24 protein-coding genes and 1 tRNA gene are annotated in these 25,565 nt (G+C 71.5%); 7 read left to right on the forward strand and 18 right to left on the reverse strand.

Features of this window, described 5'->3' with window-relative positions; genetic code table 11:
* Positions 1-271: 271 nt before the first annotated feature.
* Positions 272-4,342 carry a hypothetical protein gene (locus CLV40_RS27075; RefSeq protein WP_104481824.1) on the reverse strand — a complete coding sequence of 1,357 codons (4,071 nt, stop codon included), beginning with the start codon at positions 4,340-4,342 and terminating at the stop codon, positions 272-274.
* Between the two features lie 26 nt (positions 4,343-4,368).
* Between CLV40_RS27075 and CLV40_RS27080 the strand changes: the two genes are divergently transcribed.
* Genes CLV40_RS27080 through CLV40_RS27090 form a run of 3 tightly spaced genes read left to right on the forward strand, consistent with a single transcriptional unit; the run spans position 4,369 to position 6,634 of the window.
* The gene (locus tag CLV40_RS27080; RefSeq protein ID WP_104481825.1) at positions 4,369-4,788 is read left to right on the forward strand and encodes a hypothetical protein; all 420 of its coding nucleotides are present in this window, start codon (positions 4,369-4,371) and stop codon (positions 4,786-4,788) included.
* Positions 4,789-4,792: 4 nt separating this feature from the next.
* Positions 4,793-5,485: an SMODS-associated NUDIX domain-containing protein gene (locus CLV40_RS27085; RefSeq protein WP_146108261.1), complete on the forward strand. Its 693-nt coding sequence runs from the start codon at positions 4,793-4,795 to the stop codon at positions 5,483-5,485.
* Positions 5,486-5,503: 18 nt separating this feature from the next.
* The gene (locus CLV40_RS27090; protein ID WP_104481827.1) at positions 5,504-6,634 is read left to right on the forward strand and encodes a hypothetical protein; all 1,131 of its coding nucleotides are present in this window, start codon (positions 5,504-5,506) and stop codon (positions 6,632-6,634) included.
* On the opposite strand, the gene CLV40_RS27095 is transcribed toward CLV40_RS27090, so the two are convergent.
* The 4 genes from CLV40_RS27095 to CLV40_RS27110 all read right to left on the reverse strand — a co-directional run bounded on the left by CLV40_RS27095 (position 6,619) and on the right by CLV40_RS27110 (position 10,549).
* Complete coding sequence (locus CLV40_RS27095; RefSeq protein WP_104481828.1) at positions 6,619-7,878, reverse strand: CHAT domain-containing protein; 1,260 nt, start codon at positions 7,876-7,878, stop codon at positions 6,619-6,621. The two genes, CLV40_RS27090 and CLV40_RS27095, sit on opposite strands and share 16 nt — an antisense overlap.
* A gap of 227 nt (positions 7,879-8,105) precedes the next feature.
* Complete coding sequence (locus CLV40_RS38370) at positions 8,106-8,735, reverse strand: hypothetical protein (protein ID WP_181043761.1); 630 nt, start codon at positions 8,733-8,735, stop codon at positions 8,106-8,108.
* Between the two features lie 56 nt (positions 8,736-8,791).
* Entirely contained in the window at positions 8,792-9,511 is a 720-nt protein-coding gene (locus CLV40_RS27105) for a Crp/Fnr family transcriptional regulator (RefSeq protein WP_146108262.1), read from the reverse strand.
* A gap of 168 nt (positions 9,512-9,679) precedes the next feature.
* Entirely contained in the window at positions 9,680-10,549 is an 870-nt protein-coding gene (locus CLV40_RS27110) for an exodeoxyribonuclease III (protein WP_104481831.1), read from the reverse strand.
* 27 nt (positions 10,550-10,576) lie between these two features.
* Between CLV40_RS27110 and CLV40_RS27115 the strand changes: the two genes are divergently transcribed.
* Entirely contained in the window at positions 10,577-11,179 is a 603-nt protein-coding gene (locus tag CLV40_RS27115) for a nitroreductase family protein (protein ID WP_104481832.1), read from the forward strand.
* A gap of 48 nt (positions 11,180-11,227) precedes the next feature.
* Here CLV40_RS27115 and CLV40_RS27120 read toward each other — a convergent pair whose 3' ends face one another.
* Both CLV40_RS27120 and CLV40_RS27125 read right to left on the reverse strand, forming a co-directional pair.
* Positions 11,228-12,796, reverse strand: a complete 1,569-nt coding sequence (locus CLV40_RS27120) for a methyl-accepting chemotaxis protein (protein WP_181043763.1) — start codon at positions 12,794-12,796, stop codon at positions 11,228-11,230.
* 86 nt (positions 12,797-12,882) lie between these two features.
* Complete coding sequence (locus CLV40_RS27125; protein ID WP_104481834.1) at positions 12,883-13,491, reverse strand: TetR/AcrR family transcriptional regulator; 609 nt, start codon at positions 13,489-13,491, stop codon at positions 12,883-12,885.
* A 96-nt stretch (positions 13,492-13,587) separates the two neighbouring features.
* Between CLV40_RS27125 and CLV40_RS27130 the strand changes: the two genes are divergently transcribed.
* On the forward strand, positions 13,588-15,129 hold the full coding sequence (locus CLV40_RS27130; protein WP_104481835.1) for an FAD-dependent oxidoreductase: 1,542 nt from the start codon (positions 13,588-13,590) through the stop codon (positions 15,127-15,129).
* Positions 15,130-15,433: 304 nt separating this feature from the next.
* Here CLV40_RS27130 and CLV40_RS27135 read toward each other — a convergent pair whose 3' ends face one another.
* The 5 genes from CLV40_RS27135 to CLV40_RS27155 all read right to left on the reverse strand — a co-directional run bounded on the left by CLV40_RS27135 (position 15,434) and on the right by CLV40_RS27155 (position 19,992).
* Positions 15,434-16,549 carry a saccharopine dehydrogenase C-terminal domain-containing protein gene (locus CLV40_RS27135; protein WP_219824126.1) on the reverse strand — a complete coding sequence of 372 codons (1,116 nt, stop codon included), beginning with the start codon at positions 16,547-16,549 and terminating at the stop codon, positions 15,434-15,436.
* Complete coding sequence (locus tag CLV40_RS27140; RefSeq protein WP_104481837.1) at positions 16,546-17,568, reverse strand: saccharopine dehydrogenase; 1,023 nt, start codon at positions 17,566-17,568, stop codon at positions 16,546-16,548. The genes CLV40_RS27135 and CLV40_RS27140 overlap by 4 nt, the downstream gene beginning before the upstream one ends.
* Positions 17,565-18,407: an isocitrate lyase/PEP mutase family protein gene (locus CLV40_RS27145; RefSeq protein WP_104481838.1), complete on the reverse strand. Its 843-nt coding sequence runs from the start codon at positions 18,405-18,407 to the stop codon at positions 17,565-17,567. Before CLV40_RS27145 ends, CLV40_RS27140 begins: the two co-directional genes overlap by 4 nt.
* An 89-nt stretch (positions 18,408-18,496) precedes the next feature.
* On the reverse strand, positions 18,497-19,393 hold the full coding sequence (locus CLV40_RS27150; RefSeq protein WP_104481839.1) for a DMT family transporter: 897 nt from the start codon (positions 19,391-19,393) through the stop codon (positions 18,497-18,499).
* Positions 19,394-19,608: 215 nt separating this feature from the next.
* Positions 19,609-19,992 (reverse strand): hypothetical protein, encoded by a 384-nt coding sequence (locus CLV40_RS27155; protein WP_104481840.1) that lies wholly within the window; start codon positions 19,990-19,992, stop codon positions 19,609-19,611.
* Between the two features lie 541 nt (positions 19,993-20,533).
* Here CLV40_RS27155 and CLV40_RS27160 point away from each other — a divergent pair.
* A tRNA-Lys gene (locus CLV40_RS27160) sits at positions 20,534-20,606 on the forward strand.
* 48 nt (positions 20,607-20,654) lie between these two features.
* On the opposite strand, the gene CLV40_RS27165 is transcribed toward CLV40_RS27160, so the two are convergent.
* From CLV40_RS27165 to CLV40_RS27185, 6 genes are read right to left on the reverse strand one after another with little or no spacing between them, the layout of a single operon-like run.
* Complete coding sequence (locus CLV40_RS27165; protein WP_342752311.1) at positions 20,655-20,840, reverse strand: site-specific integrase; 186 nt, start codon at positions 20,838-20,840, stop codon at positions 20,655-20,657.
* Entirely contained in the window at positions 20,837-21,769 is a 933-nt protein-coding gene (locus CLV40_RS39890; RefSeq protein WP_245931596.1) for a tyrosine-type recombinase/integrase, read from the reverse strand. Before CLV40_RS39890 ends, CLV40_RS27165 begins: the two co-directional genes overlap by 4 nt.
* A gap of 53 nt (positions 21,770-21,822) precedes the next feature.
* A complete protein-coding gene (locus CLV40_RS27170; RefSeq protein WP_104481842.1) occupies positions 21,823-22,017 on the reverse strand; it encodes a helix-turn-helix transcriptional regulator in 195 nt (64 codons plus the stop codon).
* A gap of 14 nt (positions 22,018-22,031) precedes the next feature.
* On the reverse strand, positions 22,032-23,612 hold the full coding sequence (locus CLV40_RS27175) for a replication initiator (RefSeq protein WP_104481843.1): 1,581 nt from the start codon (positions 23,610-23,612) through the stop codon (positions 22,032-22,034).
* A complete protein-coding gene (locus CLV40_RS27180) occupies positions 23,609-23,995 on the reverse strand; it encodes a hypothetical protein (RefSeq protein ID WP_104481844.1) in 387 nt (128 codons plus the stop codon). Before CLV40_RS27180 ends, CLV40_RS27175 begins: the two co-directional genes overlap by 4 nt.
* Positions 23,992-24,963, reverse strand: coding sequence for an FtsK/SpoIIIE domain-containing protein (locus CLV40_RS27185; protein WP_245931615.1), 972 nt, complete (start codon positions 24,961-24,963; stop codon positions 23,992-23,994). The genes CLV40_RS27180 and CLV40_RS27185 overlap by 4 nt, the downstream gene beginning before the upstream one ends.
* A gap of 262 nt (positions 24,964-25,225) precedes the next feature.
* On the opposite strand from CLV40_RS27185, the gene CLV40_RS39895 reads away from it, so the two are divergent.
* Positions 25,226-25,462 (forward strand): hypothetical protein, encoded by a 237-nt coding sequence (locus CLV40_RS39895; protein ID WP_245931597.1) that lies wholly within the window; start codon positions 25,226-25,228, stop codon positions 25,460-25,462.
* The last annotated feature ends 103 nt before the right edge of the window (positions 25,463-25,565 follow it).

Consider the following 25,565-nt stretch of genomic DNA (forward strand, 5'->3'; position numbering starts at 1 on the left):
ACTCCATCCGTGTCGTGGTCGAACGCGCCATCGCCCAACTCAAGACCTGGCGTGTTCTCCACACCGACTACCGGCGACCCATCAACACCTTCGCCAACACCATCTCGGCCGTTATAGGACTCTACTTCTACGCCGCTGAATAAGCCTCTGTGGACAACCCGAAATCGGCTGGGCACAGATGGAGGCGCGTGAGGTCGGGAGGTGCAGAGGACCAGGGCATGCGCGCACAGGCGGCGCGGGAGTCGAGAGTGGTGCGAGGGCTGGGAGCGGGTCAGGGCGTGCGGGGGTTGAGGGCGTGGTGCAGTAGGTCCGTGTAGGCCCACCGAGCAAGTTTGGGCAGGGATCGGTCGTGGAGCCGGTTCTTCAGCCAGTCCGCGACGGGAGTGGGTGGGGTGGTCAGCCAGTGGTCCAGCAGGTTGTACGCGGCCGTTCGGTACGGGTCCGCGGTGAGGTCCGCCGTCCGGATGAGCTGCCAGTCGCCCAGGTAGGCCAGGGCCAGGAGCCTTGCCCGTTCCACATCCGGGTGTCGGTCCGGAACCGCCAGGTAGTACCGGACCTCACCGATGTCGGCCCCCGTCTCCCGAGCCCGACGAGCAAGGTGGCCCAGCACCAGCAGCACATCCGCCCGCGGCGAGTTGGCGACCGGCCCCCGGGCCGCGTCAACGCGCGGGACCGGGGCGACTTCGGTTTCCTCCGCCAAGTCCAGGATCCGCGGCAAAGCTTCGTGCAGACCGGCAGTGGCAACCGCTCGCGCCCACTCGGGGGTGGCGGGCATGCCCAAGAGGCGGGCGCGCGCCGGTGGGCTGAAGTGGTGACGAGGGCCCGGAGAAGCTGTGTGCAGGAAGCCACGTGTAGCGAGGGAGACCATGGCGGCATAGGCCGATTCGTCGTCCAGGCAGAGCAGTTCGTCCAGTTCCCGGTACGCCCCCTGAACCCGGGTGATGGCCGACAACCACGGCCACCTATGGCGTTCCGGAACACCACGAGCAGCCAAGGCATCCGTCGCCCGGGCAGCGAGTTCGACCCCCTCCCGGTGATCGAGCTCGTAGATCGCCACCAGCAACGCCGACAGCCCCTCCATCTGGTTCGACCGCACCTCGGCGAGCACCCGCAGGAACAGCTTCCGGCCCGCGTCGAGCGACGTCTCGTGGATCGCCGCCGCGGCCACCAGCAGCCAGTCATCCGGGGCGTCGGGCGGGGTTTCGCGGACCAACCTCCCCGGCTCCGAGCGGAAAAGGCGGTAGGCGACGCTGAACGGATCGCGCCCCATGGGCAGGAACCGCTCCGGTACACCGCCGACGGTGAGGTCGAAGGCGAAGCACTTCCGCAGACGCCAGCCGGTCGACTTGCGGTCGACCAACCCCTCCACCAACCGCGCGCGTTCCTTCCGGGCCGCGCGGATCTCCGGAACCGTGCAGAGGGTGGGCAGCGCGGCCTCCACCTCCGCCAAGCGCCGTTCCCCCGCGTGCGCGTAGGCGTCGCTGAACTCCGGCGGGGGTTTCACGCCGAGGTCGAGGAGCGTGTCGAAGGCGAGGGAAACCAGGGACCACGACTTCGCGGACGTGACCAGTTCCGCCAGGTACAACTCGTACCCGCGCAGGCGCCCGGTCGCGACCACGCTGATGGCCACCTCCGTGACCTCGGACGCGGGCTCCATCAACACCTTGTGCACGGCACTGTCCAGCTCACCACCGACCGCGCTCAACGCCTGGAGGGCGGCGCACCGGCCGGTGGCGTCGACCTCGGTATCAGTCGCCACCCCGAGCAGCACCGCCACCTGCGGCTCCGGCAGTTCGGTCAGCGCCTCCGCGGCTTGGCGGCGTTGGGTCGGTGAGGCGTCGGCGTCCCTGAGGACGCGTTCCACGGCGTGGGTGAACGCGGTTCCGTCGGCGCGGGAGAGGGTGATCAGGTTGGCGGCGAAGACCGGGTCGTGGTCGGTGCAGAAGTCGACGACGGTGCCGATGGTGACCGCGGGCACGTCCGGCATGATCGCCAGCAGTTGCAGCACGTCGCGCTCCGGCTCCTTGGCCAGGTACTCCCGCAGGGTCCGCTGGTCGGCGCCGACCAGCGACTTGGCCGCGTCGTAGAGCCAGTGCTCCTCGTCGGTGGAGTCGAGGACGGCCATCGGCACGGGCAGCGGCTGCGGCATCCCGGAGTTGCGCACGTACCCCGCCAACCGCACCAGCCACACCGGTCGGCCGACGCCGATGGACCGCCACTGCGCCCGCTTGAGCAGCCTGCCGACGAGCCGCGCTATCTCGTCGCGGGTGTAGCGGCTGCCGCGCAGCAGGCTCGACAGGAACTCCAGGATCGTCGCCGCGTCCAGCTCGTGCAGCTCGTGCACCTCGCCCAGGTCGTCCAGCGCGGTCTGGGTGCACAGCACCCACCCCAGCGCCGGGTACCTGGCGCGGTAGCCGGTGAGCACCGGCACGTCCGACTTGGTCACCTCGTCGACGATCAGCCGGACCGCGCCCAGGGCGAACGCCTGCTCGGCCACCGACTCCAGCCCGGTCCCGGCGAGCAGCGCGGCGGGCGCCAGGCCGAGTTCGCCGGGGGCCAGCGACACCGGCAGGTACCGGGCGATCCGGCTGTCGAGGACCGAGTACGCGGTCTGGTAGGCCAGTTCGGTGGCCACGGCCGTCTTCCCGCTGCCCGAAGGACCGACCAGTTGGACGTCCCGTTGGGGCAGGACCTTGTCCGGGTTGACGTTGAGCTTGTTGACGAACCCGTCGTGCGCGTTGCGCAGCTCCAGCACCCTCGACCGGGCGTAGGCGCCGCAGCGCTCGAAGACGAGCCTGCCCGCGATCCGGACGAGGACCTTCGCCTCGTGCGGGTGCGGTGTCCGCCGCAGCCGCAGGGCGTCGGTCAACCGGACCACCAGTCGGACGGCCTCGTCGTCGGTGAACGGGAGCAACTCCCCGAGTCCGTCCAGCGCCGTCCCCAGGTCCTCCGGATCCCAGTGGCGGAACGGGTTGTCCCCGTCCAACCACTCGGCGGACGCCCCCGCCACGGCCGCGGACAGCCGCAGCTTCCGCGCCGTCTGGACCGGTTCCGCCCACTTCATCGTCCGGTGCGCGGCCAGGAACAGGGCCCGGTGGTACTCGTCGCGCCAGCGCTGGGCGGACTTGTCCGGGTGGCAGCGGTGACCGTTGCGGCGCACGGTGAACAGCACCCGGAACGCCGTGGCCAGCTCCTCGCCGACCAGGTCCGCGCACAACCCGTCCGCTTCCAGCCCGAGGTCGAGCAGCGCGGTGGCCAGGCCGAGGACCCGGTGCAGCCGCAGCAGCGCCCGCGGGTCGTGGTCGGCCAGGACGTCCCGGGTGAGACCGATCTCCAGCCAGGCGAAGTCCGACTGCTGCGGGCGCCGCTCGCGGGCCCGGGCGTAGTCGATCAGGTAGGACTTGGTACCGGAAAGCATGATGTTGCGCGGGTTGAGGTCACCGTGGGAGTTGGCGTAGACCCGACCCGGCAGCTCTTCGGTGAGGATCCTGGCCAGCGGGGTGAAGGGGTCGGCGTAGACCAGTTCGGTCTCGGCCACCCGCGCGCGGGTGGCCGCGCCGCGCACGGCCGTGATGTGACCGGTGTTGAGCGTGTGCTCGCCGAGGAGCCGCACCCGGATGTGCTCGCCCACGCCGAGCACGCGGTCGCCGCGCACCGCCATGCGCAGCCGGGACAGGCCGATCCGCTCCCCGACCGCCAGGTCGTCCGGGCCGCCGCAGGAGCGGAGCAGGATCTCGTCGTCCGGGACGTGCTCCGCGCGCGGGAGGTCGTCCACCTCGACCGTCAGGTTGGGACCCAGCCCGGTGTTCAGCTCCCGCAGGGAGGACGCGTGCTCGACCACCGCGTACCGGTGCTGGAACACGTTCACCGCGCCGCGCAGCACCTGGTCCAGCACCTCGACCGCGGTGTGGTCGCCGGTGCGGACGGCCTCCGCCACGACCTCCTCCAGCACCCGCACGTCACCGACGTTCCCGGCGAACTGGCCGACGTGCGCGTAGACCACCGCCGCCAGGTCGTCGTCGGCTTCCTCGCCGGTCAGGGAAGTCGCCTCTATCGGCGCGCAGAAGGCGTTGGTGAAGGGCCGGACCAGGCGGTCGTACGCCTCCCACTCGGCGCGCAGCACCCGGGCCGCGTCCACCTTCACCACGTGCGTGATCGCGCTCGTGTCCCCGTGCGCGCGCACCTGCGCCACGAACGCGCCGCTCAGACCGCCGCCCAGCGGGCGCACGAACTCCACGAGGTCGACCTGGTGCGGCCACCGGATGCGCCGCACCACCGAGCGGATCTCGGCGGATTTGCGCACCGGTAGGGCGATGCCGTCGAAGGTAACCTCGGTGGCCACGGTGGCGGCTCCTCTCGGAGGTTCGGGTGACGCGTGATGACGAGCGCCAGTGGGGCGCGGTGTGCGCCGAGGTGCCGACCCTCGACGAGCGGGCGCGGCACTTCGGGCGGTGGCGGCGGTTCACCGAGTTGCTGGCGCGGACCCGGGCGGGGGACGCGGTCTCGGTGTGGGAGTGGCGGGAGCTGGCCGATGAACTCGGCCAACTCCATGCCGAGGAAACACGTTACGTCGGCAGGCAGCCCACGGGGAAACCTTTCCCCGCAGCGGATTCCCGGGCGGTCGAGCCCGGAACGGCCGCACGGGCACCGGTTCCCGAGCAGTTCGCCTGCCCCGTGGCGCGGTGCGACCGGATAGCGGGCGCGGTGTCCACTCCGGCGCCCCGTTGTCAATTGCAGGACAAAGCGATGCGGTCGGTCCGCCTCGGCGGTGGGCCTGTGCCAGGCTGACCGGGTGCCCGATTCCCCGCACGCCCTCGATCCCCGGCGGCTGGTGCGGGTGTCCATGAGCGTGCTCCTGCGCATCCGCGAGGACGAGCGGTTCGTGCTGTTCCACGCCGCGTCGCGGCCCGGGTCCTTCGGGCCGCCCGGCGGGGTGGTCAAGTACTTCCCGCCCGCCGCCGCCGTGCTCGACGCCCTGGGGTTCCAGGAGGAACGGCCCCGGCACGACGGCGACCGCGACACCAAGCGCGCGGACCTGCGGGGCTTCCTGCCGACCACGTGCCTGCGGGACTTCCTGCACTGGTTCGACTCCGGCGCCTACCGGGAGACCGCCGAGGAGTGCCTGGAGCGGGAGCTGGTCGAGGAGCTCACCGAGGTCGACCTGCGGCGGCTGGTGCCCGGGGTGACCAGCCTGGACCACCGGTACGTCCGGACCGTCTCGGAAGGCCCGCACGAGGTGCCCGGCAAGCCCTACCGCCAGTACCGGCGGTTCGTCGTGCACGACGCGGTCGCCGCGAACGCCACCGCGCTGCGGTTGGTGCGCGAGCTGGTGGCCGCGGGCGACGACCCCGGGCAGTCGCTGGTGGTGACCACCGGCCGGGACAGCATCGTGCACGGGCGGCACGGCCCGGTGCTGGTCGCGCCGCAGAGCGCGTTGCTGGTCGGCGCCCGGCGGATCCTGCCGGACGTGCCGCCGATGCGCTGACGGAGAGGGGATTCGGGCATGGTGGACCTGGTGTCGCCCAGGCTGCTCGGCAACGTCGAGCACCGCACCCCCGAGGTCGCCGCCGTACCCGACCCGCGGCCCGCGGCACCGGGGTACGGGCTGGTGCGGGTGTGCTTCGGCTTCCGCCTCGACGGCGCCACCCGGCGGTCCCGGTTCGTCGCGGCCTACCTGCGGGCCGCACTGGACGACCCCGGGATCACCGCGGCGGAGCTGTGGGCGGAGACGATCCCCGCGACCGGTGGGACGGCCGCGGTGTCCACCCTGTCCACCGGGGCGATCAGCTGGCTGGTCGGCCAACCGGAGGGCGACCGGCCGATCCCCGCCGAGTGCCTGGCGCACGCCGTGCTCCAGGTCCCCCTCGGCGCGGAGGTCCTCTCCGGGGTGTTGCGGGTGGACGTCTCGACGACCGCGCCGACCGGTGTCCCCCTCGGCGGCCCGCGCCGCGAGCACGCCAGCTCCGCGGCGGGCCACCGCTTCGCCGTCCCGCTGCCCCCGGGCTGGGACGACGTCGCCCGCCCGGTCGCGGTGGCCCCCGAGCAGGGCAGGCGCCGACCGGGCAGACCCGCGGTCCGGCTCTGCTACGCCGCCGACATCGAGCGGTTCCGCCGGTTCAGCGGCACGGCCGCCGAGCGCGCGCAGACGCGGTTCTTCGCCGTCCTGGCCGAGGCGCGGCGGCGGGCGGGTGTGGACGACCGGTCGGTGGAGCTGCAGGGCAGCGGCGACGGCCAGTTCGCGGTGCTGGCCCCCGGGGTGGACGAGTCGGTGGTGGTGCCCGCGTTCGTGGAGGGGCTGCGGTCCGCGCTGCGCGAGCTCAACGCTGACCTCAACGACCACGCCCGGCTGCGGCTGCGGGTCGCGCTGCACCGCGGCCACCTGGTGCCCAGCGACGGCGGCGCGTCCGGTGACGTGCCGATCGCCATCCACCGGCTGCTCGACAGCCACGAGCTGCGCGCGGCCCTGGCGGGTGCCCAGGACGCGCAGTTCGCGCTGATCGTGCCGGACGTGCTCTACCGGGAGATCGTGCGGCCGCGCTACGGCTCGCTGGACCCGGCGGAGTTCAGCCCGGTGCAGGCCACGGTGCCCGCCAAGGAGTTCAGCGACCATGCCTGGATTCACCTGGCGCGCTGACCGCCGACGTACAGCCGCGGCAGGTCGCTCTCCGCCGAGTGGTAGGGGTGCATGGCCATCAGCGTGAGCCCGCTCTCGAAGGCCGCCTCGACGCCGTCACCCGCCGCGTAGGCCATGTAGAAGCCGGTGCTGAAGTCGATGGCCAGCCGGTCGTTGACCCGGCCCGCGAGCCCGACGGCGAACCCGATGCGCGTGGACACCGCCCGCGCCAGCGGTTCGCTGTGGCAGGCGTTGACCACCACGCCGCCGATCACGTCGGCGTGGGCGCGGAACAACCGGGCCACCCCCTCGGCGGGCACCCGGACCGCGCCGCCCGACGGGTTCTCCAGCAGCAGGTCGCCGTCGGCGTAGCCGTGCCCGCTGAAGTGCACCAGCGACGGCCGCGCGTCCCGCACGGCGCGCATCAGCTCGACGCTGGTCACCGCCACCCGGGAGTCCAGCGCGAACCGGTCCCGCTGCCGGGACAGCCGCAGCTCGTGGCGGATCGCGTTGTACTCGCCCTCCCAGTCCAGCACGGGCACGTCGTCGTTGTCCGGGCTGGCGTTGAGGAACAGGATCCGCACCGGCTCGTCGGCGGTCTCCGCCCGCGGCTGCCCGGCGTTGACCTTGAACTCCTGCTCGTCGCGCCAGACCCGGCCCGCCGCGGCCACCCGGGTCCGCACCCGGACCGGCAGCGCGCCGGTGTCGGTGACGTGCACGGGCACCTCGAACGAGCCGTGCCCGCCGACCTCGATCGGCGGCAACCGCCGCCACTGCGGGCCGTCGTGCCGGAACGGTCCCTCGACGCGCACCTCGACCCCGTCGAGCGCGCAGTCGCCGACGTTGTCCACCCGCCCGCAGAGATTGTCCCAAGTGGACACGCGAACGGCCTCGGTGCGCAGTGTCGCGCGCCAGGCCGGTTCGGCGGCCGCGGGTTCCGGTTCGGTGGCCCGCAGCTCGAGGCTGAGGTCGTCGACGTACCGGGAGTCGCCGAAGCGGTCGCGGTAGGTGAAGTTGACCGCGCGGGCGTGCCACCGGCCGGGTTCGGTCGCGCGTACCAGCACCTTGCGCACCACCTCCTGCCCGGGGCCGAGCCGGAACTCCTCCACCCACGCCGGCCCGCGCAGCAGCTGGACCTGGTGCGGGAACCGGAGTTTCACCAGGACGTTGGTGCAGGTGCCCGGTCCGGGGTTGCGCAGCCGCACGAACAGCTCGGTCTCCCGCCCCACGGCCAGCCCGGCGGGCTCCAGCGCCACCTCGATCACGTGGCCACCGGCTCGGCACCGACTGGGGCGCGGTGGTCCCGGCGGTGCGGTCGGGACCCGGCGTCGCGGGGTTCGGACAAGGCGTTCCTCGGGGGCTTCTTCGAGCGCGGTCACCTGCGGTGGGACCCAGTGTGCAGAACCGGCTGCCGCGACCGCGCCCGCAGACGGGAAATGACCACGAAATGTCAGGTGGGCGACCACTTTCCGGCACGAATCCGGATTGGTCCTCAGTGGACGGTCTGGTCCGCGGCGGCCAGGGCGGTCGCGACCGGTTGCCAGCCGGGCGTCCACAGCCACGCGCGGTCGCAGAAGTCGGTGTGCGCGTCGCCGGTGAACGGGTGTTCACCGGAACCGCAGTCGTCCTGGGAGTTGCTGTGCCACAACAGGATCTCCCGCAGCCCGTCGACCCACCACGGGCAGGTCGGCACCCGGTCGGACAGCAGCAGTGCGAGCGTGGTGTCCGGAGCCTCGTCGAGCGCGTCGCGCAGCGCGCGGCTGCCGAGCAGCCGGATCGCCTGCGCCACACCGGGTCCGAGGCAGGTGTCCGGGTCATCGACCAGGCCGCGGTGCAGCGCGACCCGCAGCCGCAGCCGGTCGCGGTCGGCGTTGTGCAGGCCCAGCGCCAGGTCCAGGGCCTGGGTGAACCGGTCGACCGCGGCGGGCACCGGGTCGGTCACCGGCAACAGGCCGACCTGGTGCGCGCCCACCGTCCGCCACACCGGTTCGCCGAGGTCGGCGCGCCGCGCGGCGTCGGCGAACACCTCGGTGGCGCGGAGCAGGCGGTCGCAGGTCGGGCCGGGGCCGTCGGCGGCCACGGCAACGCAGAGCCGGGGTGGCGCTGCGCCGTTCGGTGCCATCAGTTGAGCCTTCCGTGTCGATCAGGGGGATGACCGACACTGTCCGACACTTCCGGTCACCGCACTACGCACGGCGGCGGATTCTCGCCCCACCCCGCGATCAGCCGCAGCTTCTCCATGTCCACGATGCGGATCCGCCGGTAGCTCTTGCTGATGACGCCCTCGTGCTCCAGGTCGTGCAGCGCCTTCTCCACCGTCCGGTTGGCCAGGCCCGCGACGTAGCCGAGTTCGTGCTGGGTGAGTGGTACGCGCAGTTCCCAGTGGTCGCCCACCTGCTCGCCGTAGTGCGCGGCCACCTCCACCAGCAGCCTGCTCAGCTTGACCCGGCCGTCCTTGATGGTCGCGTCCACCCGGCGCCGATTGGCCCAGCGCAGCCGGGCGCTGATCATCCGGGTGACCTCCAGCGACAGGTCCGGGTACTCGGCCATGAGCTGGCGGAACCGGCTGCGGCGCAGCGACCGCACCACCACCGGGGTGGAGGCCTGCACGCTCGCCGACCGCCGCGACCGCGGGTCCAGCGCGCTCATCTCGCCGACCATCTCCCCGGCCATGCGGATGCCGAACACGCTCTTGCCACCGGAGGAGGTCTCCACGAACACCTTCACCGCACCGTCCACGATGAGGTGGGCGAGGTCGCCTTCCTCGTCCTGGCGCAGCAGGAAGTGGTTGCGGTCGTAGCGGTTCTCGGCGCCCGCCGCGAGCAGGACGGTCCTGGTCCGCTCGGCGAGGCTGCCGAGCAGGGTTGTTGTAGGCCACTGCGAATCAGCGCCGGTCACGTCGTCTCCCGCCCGATGGTGCGCCACGCCCGTCAGCCTGCCGCCCGCACCGTCGCGCGCAGCGGGGACGGCGGCCCAATCACCCCGATGCCGACGCGTTGACCCGGTTCAGCCCACACCGCGGTACCGACCACGCTCTACTTTGCGTAGACCGCTGGGCTCTTCGGGCTACCGGCCCCGGGACTGCGGGAGCTTACCCGTGCGCCCCCGCGCCGAGGGCGGCGGCACCACGGGCCCGATGTCGCCGTCCGGCGCGGTGTCCAGGTCGACGACGACCGGCGCGTGGTCGCTGGGCCCGGTTCCCTTGCGGGCCTTGCGGTCCACCCAGGCCGCGGCGACCCGGTCCGCGACCGGGGCACCCGCGAGCACGAGGTCGATGCGCATGCCGAGGTCCTGGTGGAACATGCCCGCGCGGTAGTCCCAGTAGCTGAACACGCGCTCGTCCGGCCAGCGGTCGCGGACCACGTCCCGCAACCCGAGGTCGAGCAGCGCGGTGAGCGCGGCCCGTTCCGGCTCGGTGACGTGGGTGTGGCCCGCGAAGGCGGCGGGGTCGAACACGTCGGCGTCGGTCGGCGCGATGTTGATGTCACCGCACACGACGACCGCCTCGGGGCCGCGGTGGACGGCGTCGCGCAGCGCGGCCAACCAGTCCAACTTGTAGCGGTAGTGGTCCGAATCGGGCTCCCGCCCGTTGGGCACGTAGACGGAGTGGACACGGACACCGCCGCAGGTCGCCGACACGGCCCGCGCCTCCTGGTGCGGGAAGCCGGGGCCACCGGGCAGGCCGCGCACCACGTCGTCGAGTCCCACGCGGGACAGCAGCGCGACACCGTTCCACTGCACCTCGCCGTTGAGCGCGACCTGGTAGCCGCGCTCGGCGAGGTCGTCGCCGAGCAGCGCCGTGAAGGCGTCGTCGGCGAGTTTGGTCTCCTGCAGGCAAACCACGTCCGGCAGGCGCTCGTCCAGCCACGGCAGGAACCGCGCCTTCCGCTGCTTCACCGAGTTGACGTTCCACGTCGCGACACGCACTCGCCCCACGGTAGCCGCTTCGGCTACGGTCGACCCGTGGAGTTCTCCGAGGTGGTGCGCCGCCGCCGGATGGTGCGGCACTACACCGACCGGCCCCTGACCCCCGAGGTGGTCGACCGCCTGCTGGCCAACGCCCTCCGCGCCCCGTCCGCCGGGTTCTCCCAGGGCTGGGCCTTCCTGGCGCTGACGGCGGCGGCGGACCGGGCCCGGTTCTGGCCCTTCGTGCCGACCCGCGTGGAACAGACACCGACTATGCAGGACGCCCCGCTCGTCGTGGTCCCCTTGGCGCACAAGCTGACGTACCTGGAGCGGTACGCGGAGCCGGACAAGGGGTGGGAAGACCGCGCGGAGAGCCGGTGGCCGGTGCCGTACTGGTACGTGGACACGGGGATGTCGGCCCTGCTGATCCTGCTGACCGCCGTCGACGAGGGCTTGGACGCCTGCCTGTTCGGCATCCCCCCGGAGCACACGGACGGGTTCCGAGCGGAGTTCGGCGTGCCTGCGGAGTACACCCCGATCGGCGGGATCACGGTCGGCTACCGGGCGCCGGACACGCCGCCGCAACCGGACCGGGTCAACCAGCGCCGCCGCGACCCGGCCGAGTTGATCCACCGGGGCCAGTGGGGCACCCGCGGCTGAATCCAGCCGCGCGGGTTCCCGCCGCAGGCCAGGCCGACTACCTGGGCGTCAGCGGTAGGTGAAGGTGGCGATCAGGTCGTCGACCTGGCGGACCGTGGCGATGAGGGTCGCCGCCGAGGTCTGGGTCGCCGCGGCGCCTTCCGCGGTGGCGGTGGCGGAGGCGGTGATGCCGTCGAGGCTGCCGCGGATCAGGTCGGTGGTGCGGCCGACCTCGCCGACGCTGGCCGCGATGCCCTCCGTGGTCCGGGTCTGCTCGTCGACCTCCCCCGCGATGCGGTGCTGCCCCTCGTTGATCTGCCCGATGACCGACCGGATCCCGCCGATGGAATCCACGGTCTCGCCGGTGAGCGCCTGGATGACGCCGATCTTGGCCTTCACGTCCTCCGTGGCCTGCGACGTCTCCTGCGCCAGGTCCTTCACCTCGCTGGCGACCACGGCGAACCCGCGCCCGGCCGCGCCCGCGCGGGCGGCCTCGATGGTGGCGTTGAGCGCCAGCAGGTTCGTCTGCTCGGCGATGGAGGTGATGGTGCGGACGATCTCGTCGATCTCCCGGCTGGCGTCCTGCAACCGGTGCACGCCCTCGGTGGTCGCCTCGGCGGCCCGCACGGCCTGGTCGCCGACCGACACCGCGGTCGAACTGGCCTGGGACACGCTGTGCACCGACGACCCGATCTGCCGCGACGCGTCGGAGATGGTGGCGACGGTGGTGGAGACCGTGCCCGCGGAGGCGGCGACCTCGGCGGTGCGGGCCAGGGTCTCCTCGGCCGCGGCGCCGAGGGTGCCGGACACGCGGCCCAGGTCGTCGCCCGCGTCGAGGAGGGTCTTGGTGCCCGCGCCCATCGAGGTGAGGACCTCGCTCATGGACTCGGCGGTGGCGTTGATCGCGGCGGCCATCTCGCCGAGCTCGTCGGTGCGGTCGACGCGCACCCGGGCGGTCAGGTCGCGGGCGGCGATCGCCTTGAGGCCGCGCACCATGGCCAGTAGCGGCCTGCGGATGGTGGTGATGCTCCAGATCGAGATGGCGACGAACGCCGCGGCCGCGACCAGCCCGCAGAGGATGATCAGCACGAGGTTGTCGGTGCCGATCCCGGACGCCTCGGCCTTGCGGTCCTCGACCGCGGCGGACAGCTGGTCGTCGAGCCCGCCGAGGCTCTCCTCCAACGCGCCGAACACGGTCAGGAAGTCGGGCACCCGGGACTTGGCCGCCTCGCGGTCCTGCGCGGCGCCCGCGACGATCTTCGTGGCGCGGTCGCCGTAGTCGACCACAGCGGCTCGGGTCTTGGCGAAGCCTGCCTGGATGGCGGCGGGCGCCAGCGCGGCGGCCGCGTCGAACTTGGTGATCATGGTCTCGGCGTGCTCGGCGACCTCGTCGGTGCCGAAGTCCGCGCGCTCCCGTTCGGAGCCCGCGGCCAGCGCGGCCATCACGTCGGCGCGGATGCCGTCGTGCATCATGTCGGCGTTCCACTGGGCGCTCATCGCCGCGCTGACCCGCGCCAGGTCGTCGGTGGCGTCGGCCTGCGCGCCGGTCGCGTACCCGGCCACCCCGGCCATGATCCCGAGCGCGGCCACGCCGACACCCGTCATGACCAGCAGCCGTCCCCGCGTGGTCAGCGCCATCCCGACTCCCTGCTCGCCCGCCGTGTTGCCGGGGGCTTTGGCACCCGAGCCGGTGAGCTGAGGCATTTCGCCGCGAAGTCGCCCGATCAGGGGTGATCGGCGAGCCCCAAGAGGCGGGCGACGGTGGCGACCTGGTCGGCGTAGTGGCGGGCGAACTCCGGTGTGCGCGGGTCGACGCCGCACACGCTCTCGATGACGTGCGGCAACGTGGTCGTCGCCATGGCGGCGGCGGTGAGCATGACGGTGAGGCAGGCCGGGTCCACCTCGGGGCCGACCCGCTCGCGGATCTCCTCGACGGTCGGCCGCATCCGCTCCGCGCGGCCATCGTGGTCGACGTCGGTGCCGGTGTACTCCAGCCCGGCCCAGGCGAACAGCCGGACGCCGTCGGGGTTGTCCAGCGCTTCGAGCGCGTAGCGGCGCAGCTGCTCGGGCAAGGGAGTTCCGGGTGGCACCAACTCCCGCTGCCGCCGCTGCCACACCTCGGCCAGCGCCCGGTAGAGGCCGTCCTTGCTGTCGAAGTAGTACCAGATGAGCTGCTGGTTCACCCCGGCCCGCTCGGCGATCGCGCTGGTCCGGGCACCCGCGAACCCGTGCGCGGCGAACTCGGCGGCGGCCGCCGCCAGGATCAGCGCGCGGGTGCGCTCGGGGTCGCGGCGGCGCTCCTGGGGCTTGGGTGACCTGCGCGGTGGTGGCACGGGCGGAGTTTAGGCGACACCTGATCAACTCAACTCTTGCTCTAATCAAGTAGACACTTGATAACGTGGTCCCACCAACACCGGAGGGGGTGCACGATGACCGACGTCCTGATCGCGGGAGGCGGCGTCACCGGCTTGTCCGCGGCGCTGTTCCTGGCCCGTCAGGGGATCCGCGCGACGCTGGTGGAACGGCACCCGGGCACGGCGATGCTGCCGCAGGCCCGGGCGTTCAACCCGCGCACCATGGAGATCTACCGCGCGTACGGGCTGGAACCGGACATCCGCGCCCGCGCGTCGATCCTGGCCGACCTGCCCGAGATGATCGGCGCCGCGACCCTGGCGGGCGAGGAGCGGTTCCGCGTCGACCTCGGCGCGCGGCTGCGGCCCGCCGAGACCGTGAGCCCGACCGACTGGGGCATGGTCGACCAGGACGAGTTGGAGCAGGTTCTGCGCGCGCACGCCGAGGAAGCGGGCGCGGACGTGCGGTTCGGGACCGAGTTGGTGTCGTACGCGCAGGCGGACGGACGGGCGGTGGTCCGCGACGCGCGGGACGAGTACGAGATCGAGGCGTCCTACCTGATCGCCGCCGACGGACACCGCGCAGGCATCCGGCGCGGGCTGGGCATCGGCGTCGACCAGGTCGGCGAGACCTCGCACGGCGTGTACTTCGTCTTCGACGCGGACCTGACCCCGGTGCTGCGCGACCGCCGTTTCCTGCTGGCCTACCTCGACGAACCGACCGTCGGAACCGTGCTGGTGCCGCTGCGTCAGGCGGGCCGCTGGATGATGGGCATGCCTTGCCCGCAGGCGCACGACTACACCGAACAGGACTGCGTCGAGCTGGCCCGCGCCGCGATCGGGGTGCCGGATCTGGACGTGCGGCTCGTCCCGCCGGTCCCCGGGTGGCCGCACAAGATCTCGCACAGCACCAGCGGCGCGTGGGTCGCCCAGCGGTACCGCGCGGGCCGCGTGTTCTTCGCGGGCGACGCCGCGCACGTCGTCCCGCCCGCGGGCTCTTATGGCGCGAGCACGGGGATCGCCGATGCGCACAACTTGGCTTGGAAGCTGGCGGCTGTCGTCAAGGGTGAAGCGGGCGACGCCCTGCTCGACACCTACGAGGACGAGCGGCGCCCGGTCGCCCAGTCGACCTTGGAGACCAGCCTCCGCCTACTCCACGACCGCCACCACGCGGACGGCGACGAGGCCACCCGGGCCGAGGACCTCATGCTCACCCTCGGCTACTGCTACGACTCCGCCGCCGTGCTGGGCGCGCCGCCGTCCGCGCTGGTCGAAGACCCCCGAACCCCGAGCGCCCGCCCCGGCAGCCGCGCCCCGCACACCTGGCTGACCCGAGACGGCATCCGGCTCTCCACGATCGACCTGTTCACCGGCGATTTCGTGCTGTTGGCGGGCCCGGACGCCACCCCGTGGACCACCGGCGCCCGCGCACTCGGCCTGACGGCCCACCAACTGGACGTCGACTTCACCGCCCCCGACTTCCTCAAGACCTACGACCTCACCCCGACCACCGCCACGCTCATCCGCCCTGACGGCTTCATCGCCTGGCGCACCCCGCCGGTCTCGCCCGATCCCGAGCAAGACCTCCGGAGTGCGCTCCAGTCGATCCTCTCCTGGTGAGGTCAACCTTGTGCACCTTCGCGGCGTACTCGATTCCCTGCCCGATGGCAGGCACGACAGGGAAAGTTGCGGGCCCTTCCCAATCCCTGCCGTACAACCTCGCTTCGATCATGACGCCTCCCAACGACCCAGGTGGAGCCTGTGCACGAGGTATCGCATGGCCGAGGAACGCGTTATCGATAGGTACACGTTCGTGTGAGGCGGCCGTGACCTCCTGCCAACGCCATGTCAAGCACCCCGCAGACCTCGCCCGATCCCGAGCCAGACCTGCGGAGTGCGCACCGGTCAATCCAGCAGCGGACTTCTACTCCGTGATTTCTGGGTTCGAGTAGGTCGGCTTGACCCCGTGGTCGGCGAGGAAGGCCAGCCAGCGCTGGGCTGAGGTGGGGTCCGCGGCGGCTCGGTGCAGGCCCGGGGTCAGGCGGCCTTCCAGTATGTCGGTGATGCCCGCCGCCAGGGGAACGGTGACCAGGCGGGACATGGCGCTGTCGGTCTGGGTGCCGGTTTGGTCCAGCAGGTAGCTGCCGGACCACTCGGGGCCGTTGTTCGGTCGGACCGTCAGCGCGACGGACAGGACCACGCGGTCCAGGTCGGTTTCCGTGGTCGGGTACTTGGCGGCCAGGTCCGCGGCCAGGGCGGTGATGTGGTCCGGGTCGGGGTCGCGCAGGGCGGCGAAGACCGGTTGCCACGTCGTCAGCCACCCGTCGAGGCGGAGGGTGCCGCGGATGAACGTGTCGAGGCGCCAGGATCCCGGGAAGCCGTACTGGCTCACGAAAGGGAGGCTGTCGCGGTTGGGGTACGCCTCGAAACGCTCGCCGTCGAGGGTGTGGTCGGTGGTGGCGTCCCACGGGTGTTCGGTGACGGTTTCCTTGCCCGAAAAGACATACCGGGCGGGGGACAGCAGTGCCGTCAGAACGCCGCGCGGGGCCCATGAGAACCGGTAGCGGAACTCGTTGGGCTCCGCGGGGATGCCGCCGCAGTACGAGGTGAAGGTCGCCGTCGCCGGGCCCTGGACGGCGGCACGGGCGCGTTCAACCAGGTCGTGGGCGAGCAGGTGGTCCAGACCCGGGTCCAGACCGGCCTCGGTCAGCAGCACGACCCCGGCCTCCCGTGCGGCGTCGGCGTACGCGGCGATCTCGTCGGAGACGTAGCTGGTGTTGGCGTAGTGCGCGCCCGCGTCGATGCTCAACCGCAGCAACCGCACGTGTTCCGTGGCGGGCAGCATCGACACCACCACGTCTCCGCGCGTCGGTCGGAGGTCGTCCCAGGACCGCGGCTCGACCCGGCCGGTCAGCCCGAGCCGGGCGACGCACGCGGCCGCTTTCTCCCGTGTCCGACCGTAGAGCGCTACCTCGTACCGCTCCGCCAGCACCCCGACGCCGCTGCCCGTCGACAGGCCGGTGCCCACCCAGTGGATCACGACCGCACTCCCGTCACTGCGTCGTGGAACCGCGCCAGCGCCCTGGTCCACGCGTCGCCGTCGGCGAGGGTGCGCAGGTGGGGCGTGAGGTCGGCGGAGAAGCTGACACTGGCCTCCAGCGGGAGCAGCGACGGCAGGTTGTCGATGGCGATGACGTCGACCGGTCGGTCGTCGCGCAGCCGCCGGGCGGGCGCGTCCCAGTCGGTGATCCGGTCGTAGATCGGCAGCACGTTGCGGTCGGAGGTGACGTCGCAGGTCACGTCCGCGACCACGCGCAGCCGCCGGTCCGGGTCGTCGAGGTCGGCGTCGGTGACGAACGGCGGCACCGGGTCGACCGTGAGCACGGCGTTGACCAGCAGGTCGTGCCGGATCAGCGCGGCCTTGTCGAGGTCGCGCGTCTCGGCCAGGTCCCACTCGGTCGGCGTGACGCCCGCGGCGGTGAGCGCGTCCCGCGCGCCCCGACCGCACCGGCCCAGCGCGCCGATGACCAGCGCCCGCAGGTCGTCGGCGCCCTTGAGCGCGGCGTCCAGGTCGGCCCTGCTCGTCGGGACGAGCGGCGTGGTCAGCGCGTCCCGCAGGTGCAGGACGGCCAGCGCGGCGCCGACGTAGCCCGCCCAGTAGCCGAACGCGGCGAGCCTGCGGCCGGTGGCGTCGGTCAGGTACTCCAGGTCCAGCAACGCGCCGCCGCCGTCGGCGAAGCGGCGCAACAACTCGGCCGCGCCCCGCTGCTCCTTGTACGTGTGTCCGAAGTAGACATGGCGGTGCCGCAACCGCGGGGGCTCGTCGGGGAGTTCCTTGAGGCCCAACACGAAGACGTCGTCCGGCGCGTCCACCCAGCTACCCGCGGGCGCGACCGCGCAGCCCGCGTCGGCGTAGTCCGCGATCGGGAAGACGCGTTGCGGCGACTCCTCGACCGTGACCGGGATCCCGGACGCCACAAGGGTTCGCGCGTCCTCGGGCACCAGCGCCGCGCGGCGCTCGGTCGCGCGGACCTCGTGCCGCAGCCACAGCGCGCTCACGCGCCCTCCACGAGTTCCTCGGCCTGCGCGTAGCTCATCGCGCCGGTGGTGAGGGTGAAGGTGCCGGACTCGGCGATCTCCTGCGCGGCCAGCACGGCGGCGGTGAGCGCGGCCCGGGGCAGCGCGGAACCGAGGCTGATCCGGCGCACGCCCAACTCACCGAGCTTGGTGACCGAGCAGCGCGCGGCCGGACCACCGGCCAACACGTTCACCGGCTTGTCGACGGCGGCGCAGACAGCGCGGATCGCGTCCGCGTCGGGCAGGCCGGGGGCGTAGAGGACGTCGGCTCCCGCTGCGGCGTAGGCGCGCAGGCGGGTGATCGTGTCGTCGAGGTCCGGCCTGCCGTGCAGGAAGTTCTCGGCGCGGGCGGTCAGGGTGAACGGGAACGGCAGCGCCCTGGCCGCCTCGACCGCGGCGGTGACCCGCTCGACGGCCTCGGCCAGGTCGCGGATGGGGTCGTCGAGGCGGCCGGTGGCGTCCTCGATCGAACCGCCGACCAACCCGGCCGCGGCGGCCAGCGCGATGGTCTCGGCGACGTCCTCCGGGCGGTCGCCGAAGCCGCTCTCCAGGTCGGCGGACACCGGCAGGGTGGTCGCGGCGACGATGTCGCCCGCGTTCGCCAGCGTCTCCTCGCGGGTGACGAGGTTGGCGCCGTCCGCGCGGCCCAGGGCGAAGGCGAGCCCGCCGCTGGTGGTCGCCAGCGCGCGGAAGCCGAGCCCGGTGAGCACCCGCGCGGTGCCCGCGTCCCACGGGTTCGCGATGACGAAGGCGCCCGGCCCCTGGTGGAGTTCGGCGAACGCGTGCGCCCGCCGCTCCTGGTCGGCTGCCGAGATGGGCATGGTGGCCCCTTTCTCTGCTCGGTGGGTAGCTCAAGCTAGATCACCGAGGCGGGGGCGCGCGCCCTCCGTGGCTCCGAAAGAGTGAGGAGTTATCCGCGTTCGATGGCCGCAGGCGCCGGTTCCGGGCGTTTCCCGGTGCGGGAGACGGCCACACCGGTGAGGCAGAGGAGACCGCCGAGCAGCGCGAACGGGCCGGGCACCTCGTCGAGGAAGAGCCACGACATGAGCACGACCAGCGCGGGCACGGCGTAGCTGGTGGCCCCCATCCGCCCGGCGGTGGTGCGGGAGAGCGCGTAGGCCCAGGTGTAGAAGGCCAGCGCGGTGGGGAACAGCCCGAGGTAGACCATGCCCAGCGTCGACCCGAGGGGCGCGTCGCGCACGTCGGCGATCAGCTGTCCGGTGAACGGCAGGGTCGCGACGGCGCCGATCACGCAGCCGAACGTCGTCACCTGCAACGCGGACCCGTGGCGCAGGGCGGGTTTCTGCGCGACGACCCCCGCCGCGTAGGTGATCGCGGCGAACAGGCACAGCAAGATGCCCAACAACGTCGAATGGCCGTCACCCGCGCCCGCGAACGCCACTACGGCCGCCCCGGCGAAGGACACCGCCAACCCGGCCATCAGCCGGGGCGGGAAGCCTTCCTTGAGCAGCCAGCCGCCGAGCAGGGCGATGAGGATCGGCCCGACGTTGACCAACAGCGCGGCGGTACCCGCGTCGACCTGCTCCTCGCCCCAGTTGAGCATCACCATGTAGGCGCCGAACCACAGCAGGCCGGAGCAGGTGATCCCGGGCCAAGCGCCGCGCCCGGGCAGCCCTTCCCGGCGGAGCAGCAGGATCGCCACCAGCGCGACGGCACCGGAGAGCAACCGCCCCTCGGCCAGCGCCCCGGGGCGGAAGTGCGGCCCGGCATCCCGGATCACCACGAACGACGAGGCCCACAACACCGCGGTGACCACGACGGCGGCCAGCGCCCGCCGATCGACCATGCGCCATTCCCCCTTGATCGAATTCCGCCGGAAAGGGTGCGGATTTCGCGAGCCTCACACCCGGGAACCCAATCGTCAACCGGATAACCGGAGGTCGGGTCGACGTTCCCGGGAGATGGCAGGAAATGGGGGAAGGATGGCGGATTCGGATTGGCCGGGCACGGGTCGGCGCGGTTCGTCCAGCCTGGACACGGACCGCGCCGACCCGCTCGGGGTCAGCCCGTGACGTGCAGGCTCCAGCCCGCGACACCCGAGATGCAGCGGTACGAGTACCAGATGGTCGGCTGGCCCGCCGCGGGCTTGCCGTTGGTCCCGGCCCAGTTGCAGTCGGTGTCGGAGGCGAAGGTGTTGATGTAGACGTCGTTGAACGAAGTCGTGGTGGGCAGCACGTGCAGGCTGTAGCCCGCGATCCCGCTGTCGCAGGAGTAGCTGGCGAAGACGCCGTTGGAGACGCCGTTCCCGCCCGCGAAGGTGCAGTCGGCGTTGGTGGTGGTGTAGATGAACCGACCCACGAACGCCTGCGCGGGTGCCGCGCTCAACGCGACTGCCGCCGCGCTGGCCCCGAGCACGACGGCAACGTTTCTCTTCCACTTGGACATGACTGCCTCCATTGTGGTGGACGGATTTGACGCGGGCGAACGGGTGGGATCGCCGGGTCGGGACGCTACCGTCAGTTGATCAGCCACAATGGACTCTTTGCCTGTGTTGGAAGGGCACCGGAAGTGACCGGGGAACAATTCGGACATCGGGGTTTGGGGGTCCTTTTCGCACTTCCCCAACCCCGGCGGACTTCGTTGAATCCACTTGGGTCGCGACCGCCAAACGCCACCGACCGTCATTCCTGTGACCTCGATCACTTTCGACCCCGCTGAACAGGCGCGTCCGACCGGCCGTCAACCCCGCCGCCACTCGGACGCACAACCACCCGCCCGACGGTCGGATGGTCGACGAAATGCCAGGACAACACCCCGGCAACATTCTTGGAGTGCCAACAACCTGTTCCCCTGACAAAGAAACAACGCAAAACTCCCACAACCCCCACCGGCCCTCCCCGCCACCCGCACACCCCACCCCGACGCGCCTCGTGAACCTCTGCCCGTCGCCCCCGCCCCTCCCGCTACACTCGGTGCTCGGAGCCAAGGGCCGTTAGCTCAATTGGCAGAGCTGCGGACTTTTAATCCGTAGGTTCTGGGTTCGAGCCCCAGGCGGCCCACCGTGTGGCCTGGTCACGGCTGTGACCAGGCCACAAGGCTCCCCCAACTCACCGCTTACCCATCACTTTCCCCAGCGCGTCGGCCGCGACCCGGCTCACCGCGCCACGGCCCATGTAGACGTCCTGGGTCATCGAGGGGCGGGCGTGGCCGAGGACGTCCGCGATCTGCCGAGCGGTCAAGCCGGACTCGTCGAGGAGCGTGGCCACCGTTCGCCGGAATGTCCGGAACGTCACCCAGTCGAACCCGGCTCGGACGAGGAACGGCTTCCAGGCCCGGTTGCGGACGTTGCTCGCCTCCCGGATGGGGTGCCTGTGGTGCTGGGGAAGATCGGCCCCGCAGTGGCCCCTGTGGCCCGCTGACGGCCCACCAGCATGGCGGCACACCAGTCCGCCAACGGCACCGGCCGCTGCGAGTTGGCCGTCTTACCGGGGTTGAGCAGCTTCCCCCGCCCCTTGGCCCGGATGACGTTCGCGTGCACCCTGATGACCCTCTCGGCCGCGTCGAAGTGCTCCCAATGCGCGGCCAGCGCCTCGCCGGTCCGTTCGCCCGTGGCGAGGAAGAAGCGGACGAGATCGGGAAGGTCGTCTTCCACGGCCTTAGGGTCGGCATCGAGCTTGGCCAGCAGCTCGAAGACCTCATCTCGCGACATCGCCCGCGACTTTGTCTGCTGGTGCCGCGCCTGGCGCGAGTCGATCCGCCCGATATCCCGCGCCAGGTTCCGCTCAAGCGCGCCATGTCGAACCGCGAAGCCCGTGACTCCGGAGATGATCGCCCGCACGGTCTTGGCCGAGCTGGCGCTGGACTTGTCCCGCACGTCCTGGACGACCTTGTCCAGCGCCAGCGCGGTCAGCTCACGTGCTCGAAGCTCGCCCAGAGCAGGCAAGATGATCCCCTGCAAGCGGCTCCGATACGTGTCGATCGTGCCCCAGGAGCCGACACCCCGACCCGCCAAGCGCTCCAACTCGGCCATCCAGGCAGCTGCCAGAACGGCGAACTTGGAGTCCCTACCGAACTGATCACCGCCCGCCGATGGCGAGAAGTCACGTATCGCGACCTTGAGGTTACTTTCGGCTTTCCCTTCGGTCGAACCGATCCGTTCGACGAGGTAGACCCTCCCGTCGTAGTGGCGATAGCGGCACCGCGACCGGTAGTTCTTGCCCACCTTCGTTGTATTGATCTTGCCGTGGGTCCCGATGGGTATCGGCGGACGACCCATCAGGCAGCCTCCGGTTGCTCATCCACCCAGGAGACGACGTCCTCCGGTCGAAACCGCACGTACTTCCCGACTCGCCGACCACGCGGCCCGTAGCCCTTGGTTCGCCACTGATAGATCGTTTGCTCGGGAACCCCCAGGTAGGCGGCTACCTCGGGAATGCCCCACAGTCCTGCCCTGATAGATTGGCCGGTCATCTAATCTCCCGAGGTCAGGCGGCTAGTGGTGGAGTTGCTGAAACATCGGCCGCGAGGAGTGCGGCGTCGTATTCGGCTCTCCATCGGATGCGTTCGCTGATGGCGTGCATGAGCAGGTGCGCCCGTGGGGGCACGGTGGGGTCGCCGGGTTTGACCTTGTGCCAGGTCTGGCGTGCCCGGTTGGGTTCGGGTTTGACGATCCCGACCGCCGCGAGGGCCTGAACGACGAACGCCTTGCGGTCGGCTCTGTGGTCGGCGAGGGTTTTGCCGGACCACTTCCGCGAGACCAACACCCGCCGACCGGGCAGGCCGAGGGTGGTGCGGCGGTGGGCGCGGCCTTTGCAGTGGCCGGGGGTGGTGCGGCTGGTGGCGCCGTGGGGCTGGATGCCGTAGAGCAGCCACACCGCGCAGCGAGGTGAGCAGGGCGTGATCGCCAACTCTTCGTGGAGCCGGTCGTGGTGTGCCCGTTGCCGGTCGCTGGTGGCGGTGACCACTTCACCGGTGGACTTGGTGAGGTACTTGGTCAGGTACCCGATGTCCCGCCCGGCCTCGTCGGTGCCGCCGAGGATGCCCTTGGAGTGCACCTGTGCCCCGAAGGTCGACACGTGCGCGGGTGCCTCGACCAGTTCAACCGCGTCCGCCCAGGCCGTGAGCGGTTGACGGGTGTCGGGGTCGACGAACCGTTCCCCGTCCCACACGGGATGCCGGTCGAGGTAGACGAGTTCGTCGTGGGATGGCCACCAGACTTGGAGGTAGGTGGCTGCGGTGACTTGCCGGATGACCTCGTGCGGGATGGAACCGCGGATCGCGGTGTGCAGGTGCGGCGCGGCCCGCCGCTGAGGTTCGACGGTCGCGAAGTACTGGACGTCCCAGCCGACTACGCGGCGCAGGTTCTGCCACCACCGGTCGACCAGGGAGGCGAAGTGCACCGCGTCCCGAGCGGCCCGTCGGTAGTCGTAGCGGCCAGGGTTCACCGGGGAGCCGTCCGCGTGGACGGGTCCGTAGGTGTCGCAGGTGAGGGTGACGAACATCGACGGCCGGTATCCACCGGCGAACTCGCGGCCGAGGGTGCGTTTCTCCACTCGCCGCCGAGGCAGGTTCGGCGCGTCCTGCCGCCGCCGAGTCGACCGGTGCGGCGCCCGCGTTCCAGGCCCGTCCGGCGACGGCAACCGACCCCGTACCCCGAGGCCGCGCAGCTCCTCATCGACCGAGCGGATCTCCTCGCGGAGGTCATCGGCCTCGCCCGCCTGGCCCTCCTCCACCGCGCCCCGGTAAGCGCCGACGAGGTCGGCCCGGAACTCCATCAGGTCCGTGTGATCCCGGGTCGGTGGGGTCTTCTCGAAGGCCGGTTCGGTCGTGAGGTGCCAGCCTTCCCGGCACTGGACCATCCGCAACGCCCGCGCCTTGCGGGCACACGGGCCGCACACGCTCTCGACGGTTGCCCCGCAGGGGACCGGGACGTGGCGGAGTTCTCCGGTGTCGAGGTCGCCGACCTCCATGGTGAACGGGCGGACACAGACTCCGTACTTCTCCGCCGTCGCGGTGACGACATCGGCCGCGAGGGGCTGGGCGAGGCGTTCGGCGCGGGTGCTCATGCCGCCACCGCCTCTGCCGCCCAGGCCCGCAGTGTGGACAGGCCCACGCTCTGCTTGCCGCCGGGTTCGAGGTCGAGGAAGCGGGTCGGGTCGTAGCCGACGGCGCCGTAGATCCGGATCGGGTCGCCGGCGGGGAGGGTGCCGGTCAGGTCGAGGTGGACCGAGTCCGATGCCGGGGGCCGCCACGCCGTGGCGGTGGTGTCGGTCAGCGTCGCGGCCCAGGTCAGCAACGCATTGGCCACAGCCGGGAGCGGACCGCCGGTGAGCTGGACCGATGTGTCCGCGTCGCCGAGGGCGTAGGTCGACACCAGCACCGCGTCCAACCGTGGGTGCGCGTCCAGATGCTTCGCCACGACCGTCAGGGCCTCGATGAGCGCGGTCATCGCACACCACCCTCAACGAGCACCAGGCCGCCGGTCACGAAGGTCACCAGCTCCGCCAAGTCGCCATCGGTGACATGGAACGCCCTGGCACGTACCGGTTCGCGTCGGCCGTCTTCCTTCACCCACGCCACGCCGGGTGTGTGTTCGCTGATCTCGTGCGCCGCCGCCCCGCGCTGGCGGACACCGTCGCCGAGAACCATGTCCACCTGCGCGGGCTCGTCCAAGCGCATCGCAATCCGGGTGGAGAACAGGTGCCGAAACCCCACGACCTCCTTGCGCGGGTCCTGCAACAACCCCAACACGCACACTCCGGGCGCCCGACCTTGGCTGGTGATGGTCTGCACCGCTCGTGCCGCGCGTTCCCGGAGCTGCTTGTCGCTCTGGTAGGCGATGACGTCCGCCAGCTCGTCGACCACCAGGAGCAGGAACGGGTCCCCGGACTCCGGCGACCACGACCGCCGCACACCCCGATACGTGGTGGCGCGACGTTTGACCTCTGCGGCGAGTTCTTCGAGCAGGGTCACCGCGGCTTCTCCGTTGTCGAACACGACCCGGTGGAACACCTCCTGGGCCTGCCCCAACTCCATCCCGCCCTTGGGATCAACCCCATACAGCCGCACCTGCCCCGCCTTGATCGCCGGAGCCAACGCCCGCACCACCGACCACAACAACGACCCCTTACCGGCCCCCGAGACACCCACCACCAGGACCTGAGTCCCACGCAAGCGAAGCCGCAACGGCCTGCCGGTCTCGGTGCGCCCCACCACCAGACGCCGCAGGTCAACCGACGCGGGGTCATCATTCAGAGCAGGGGCCGGGAGCGGAACCGTCAGCGGATCGAACCGGACCAGGTCCAACTCGATGACACCAGGACGGATCACCCGCACCCGGCAGGAGCGAGCGCCGAACGAGTGCGCCAGGCCCGAGGCCCGTGTCTCCCACTGTTCCGGCGCTTGGCCTTTCACCATCCGGACCCGGACGCAGTCCCGCCAACTCTGTGCCCGCACCCTGCCCAACCTCGGCCGGAACTCCCTACCGCGCTTGTCCTTGGTCAGCTCCGATAGCCGCACCACCGAACGCCATTGACAGGCGTAGACACAGAAACGGCGCACCTCCGACCACCCCACCGGCGCCACCCACCGGCCGAAGCTCTCCGGGTGCCAGAACCACCACGCCGACAACCCCACCAACACCACACCACCGGCGACTGCGGTAGCCCACTCACCCCAGGTGATCCACCCCCACGCCACCAACGAGCACACCAACACCGTCACCGGATACCGCACCACCACCCGAACCACCTGGCACACCAGCCAGCACGTCACATACGCAGTGGCGAACGGCAACAACGCCACCTTCGCCCCATTCGGCAGCAACGTCCACCACGGCAACCTCGGCCGCGCCACCTCCAACGGCGCCGGATCAACCCACCGCCCACCCTCGCTGCTCACAGCCCACCCCCACTAGACCGAGGGAGGGACCCACCTAGCGCCAACACAGCGCCATCCCGTAGCTTCATCACTTGTCTACTCCGATGTCTGGTGTGGACAGCACGGAAGCGGAACGGGCG

The organism is Actinokineospora auranticolor, assembly GCF_002934265.1.
GTDB classification, from domain to species: Bacteria; Actinomycetota; Actinomycetes; order Mycobacteriales; family Pseudonocardiaceae; genus Actinokineospora; species Actinokineospora auranticolor.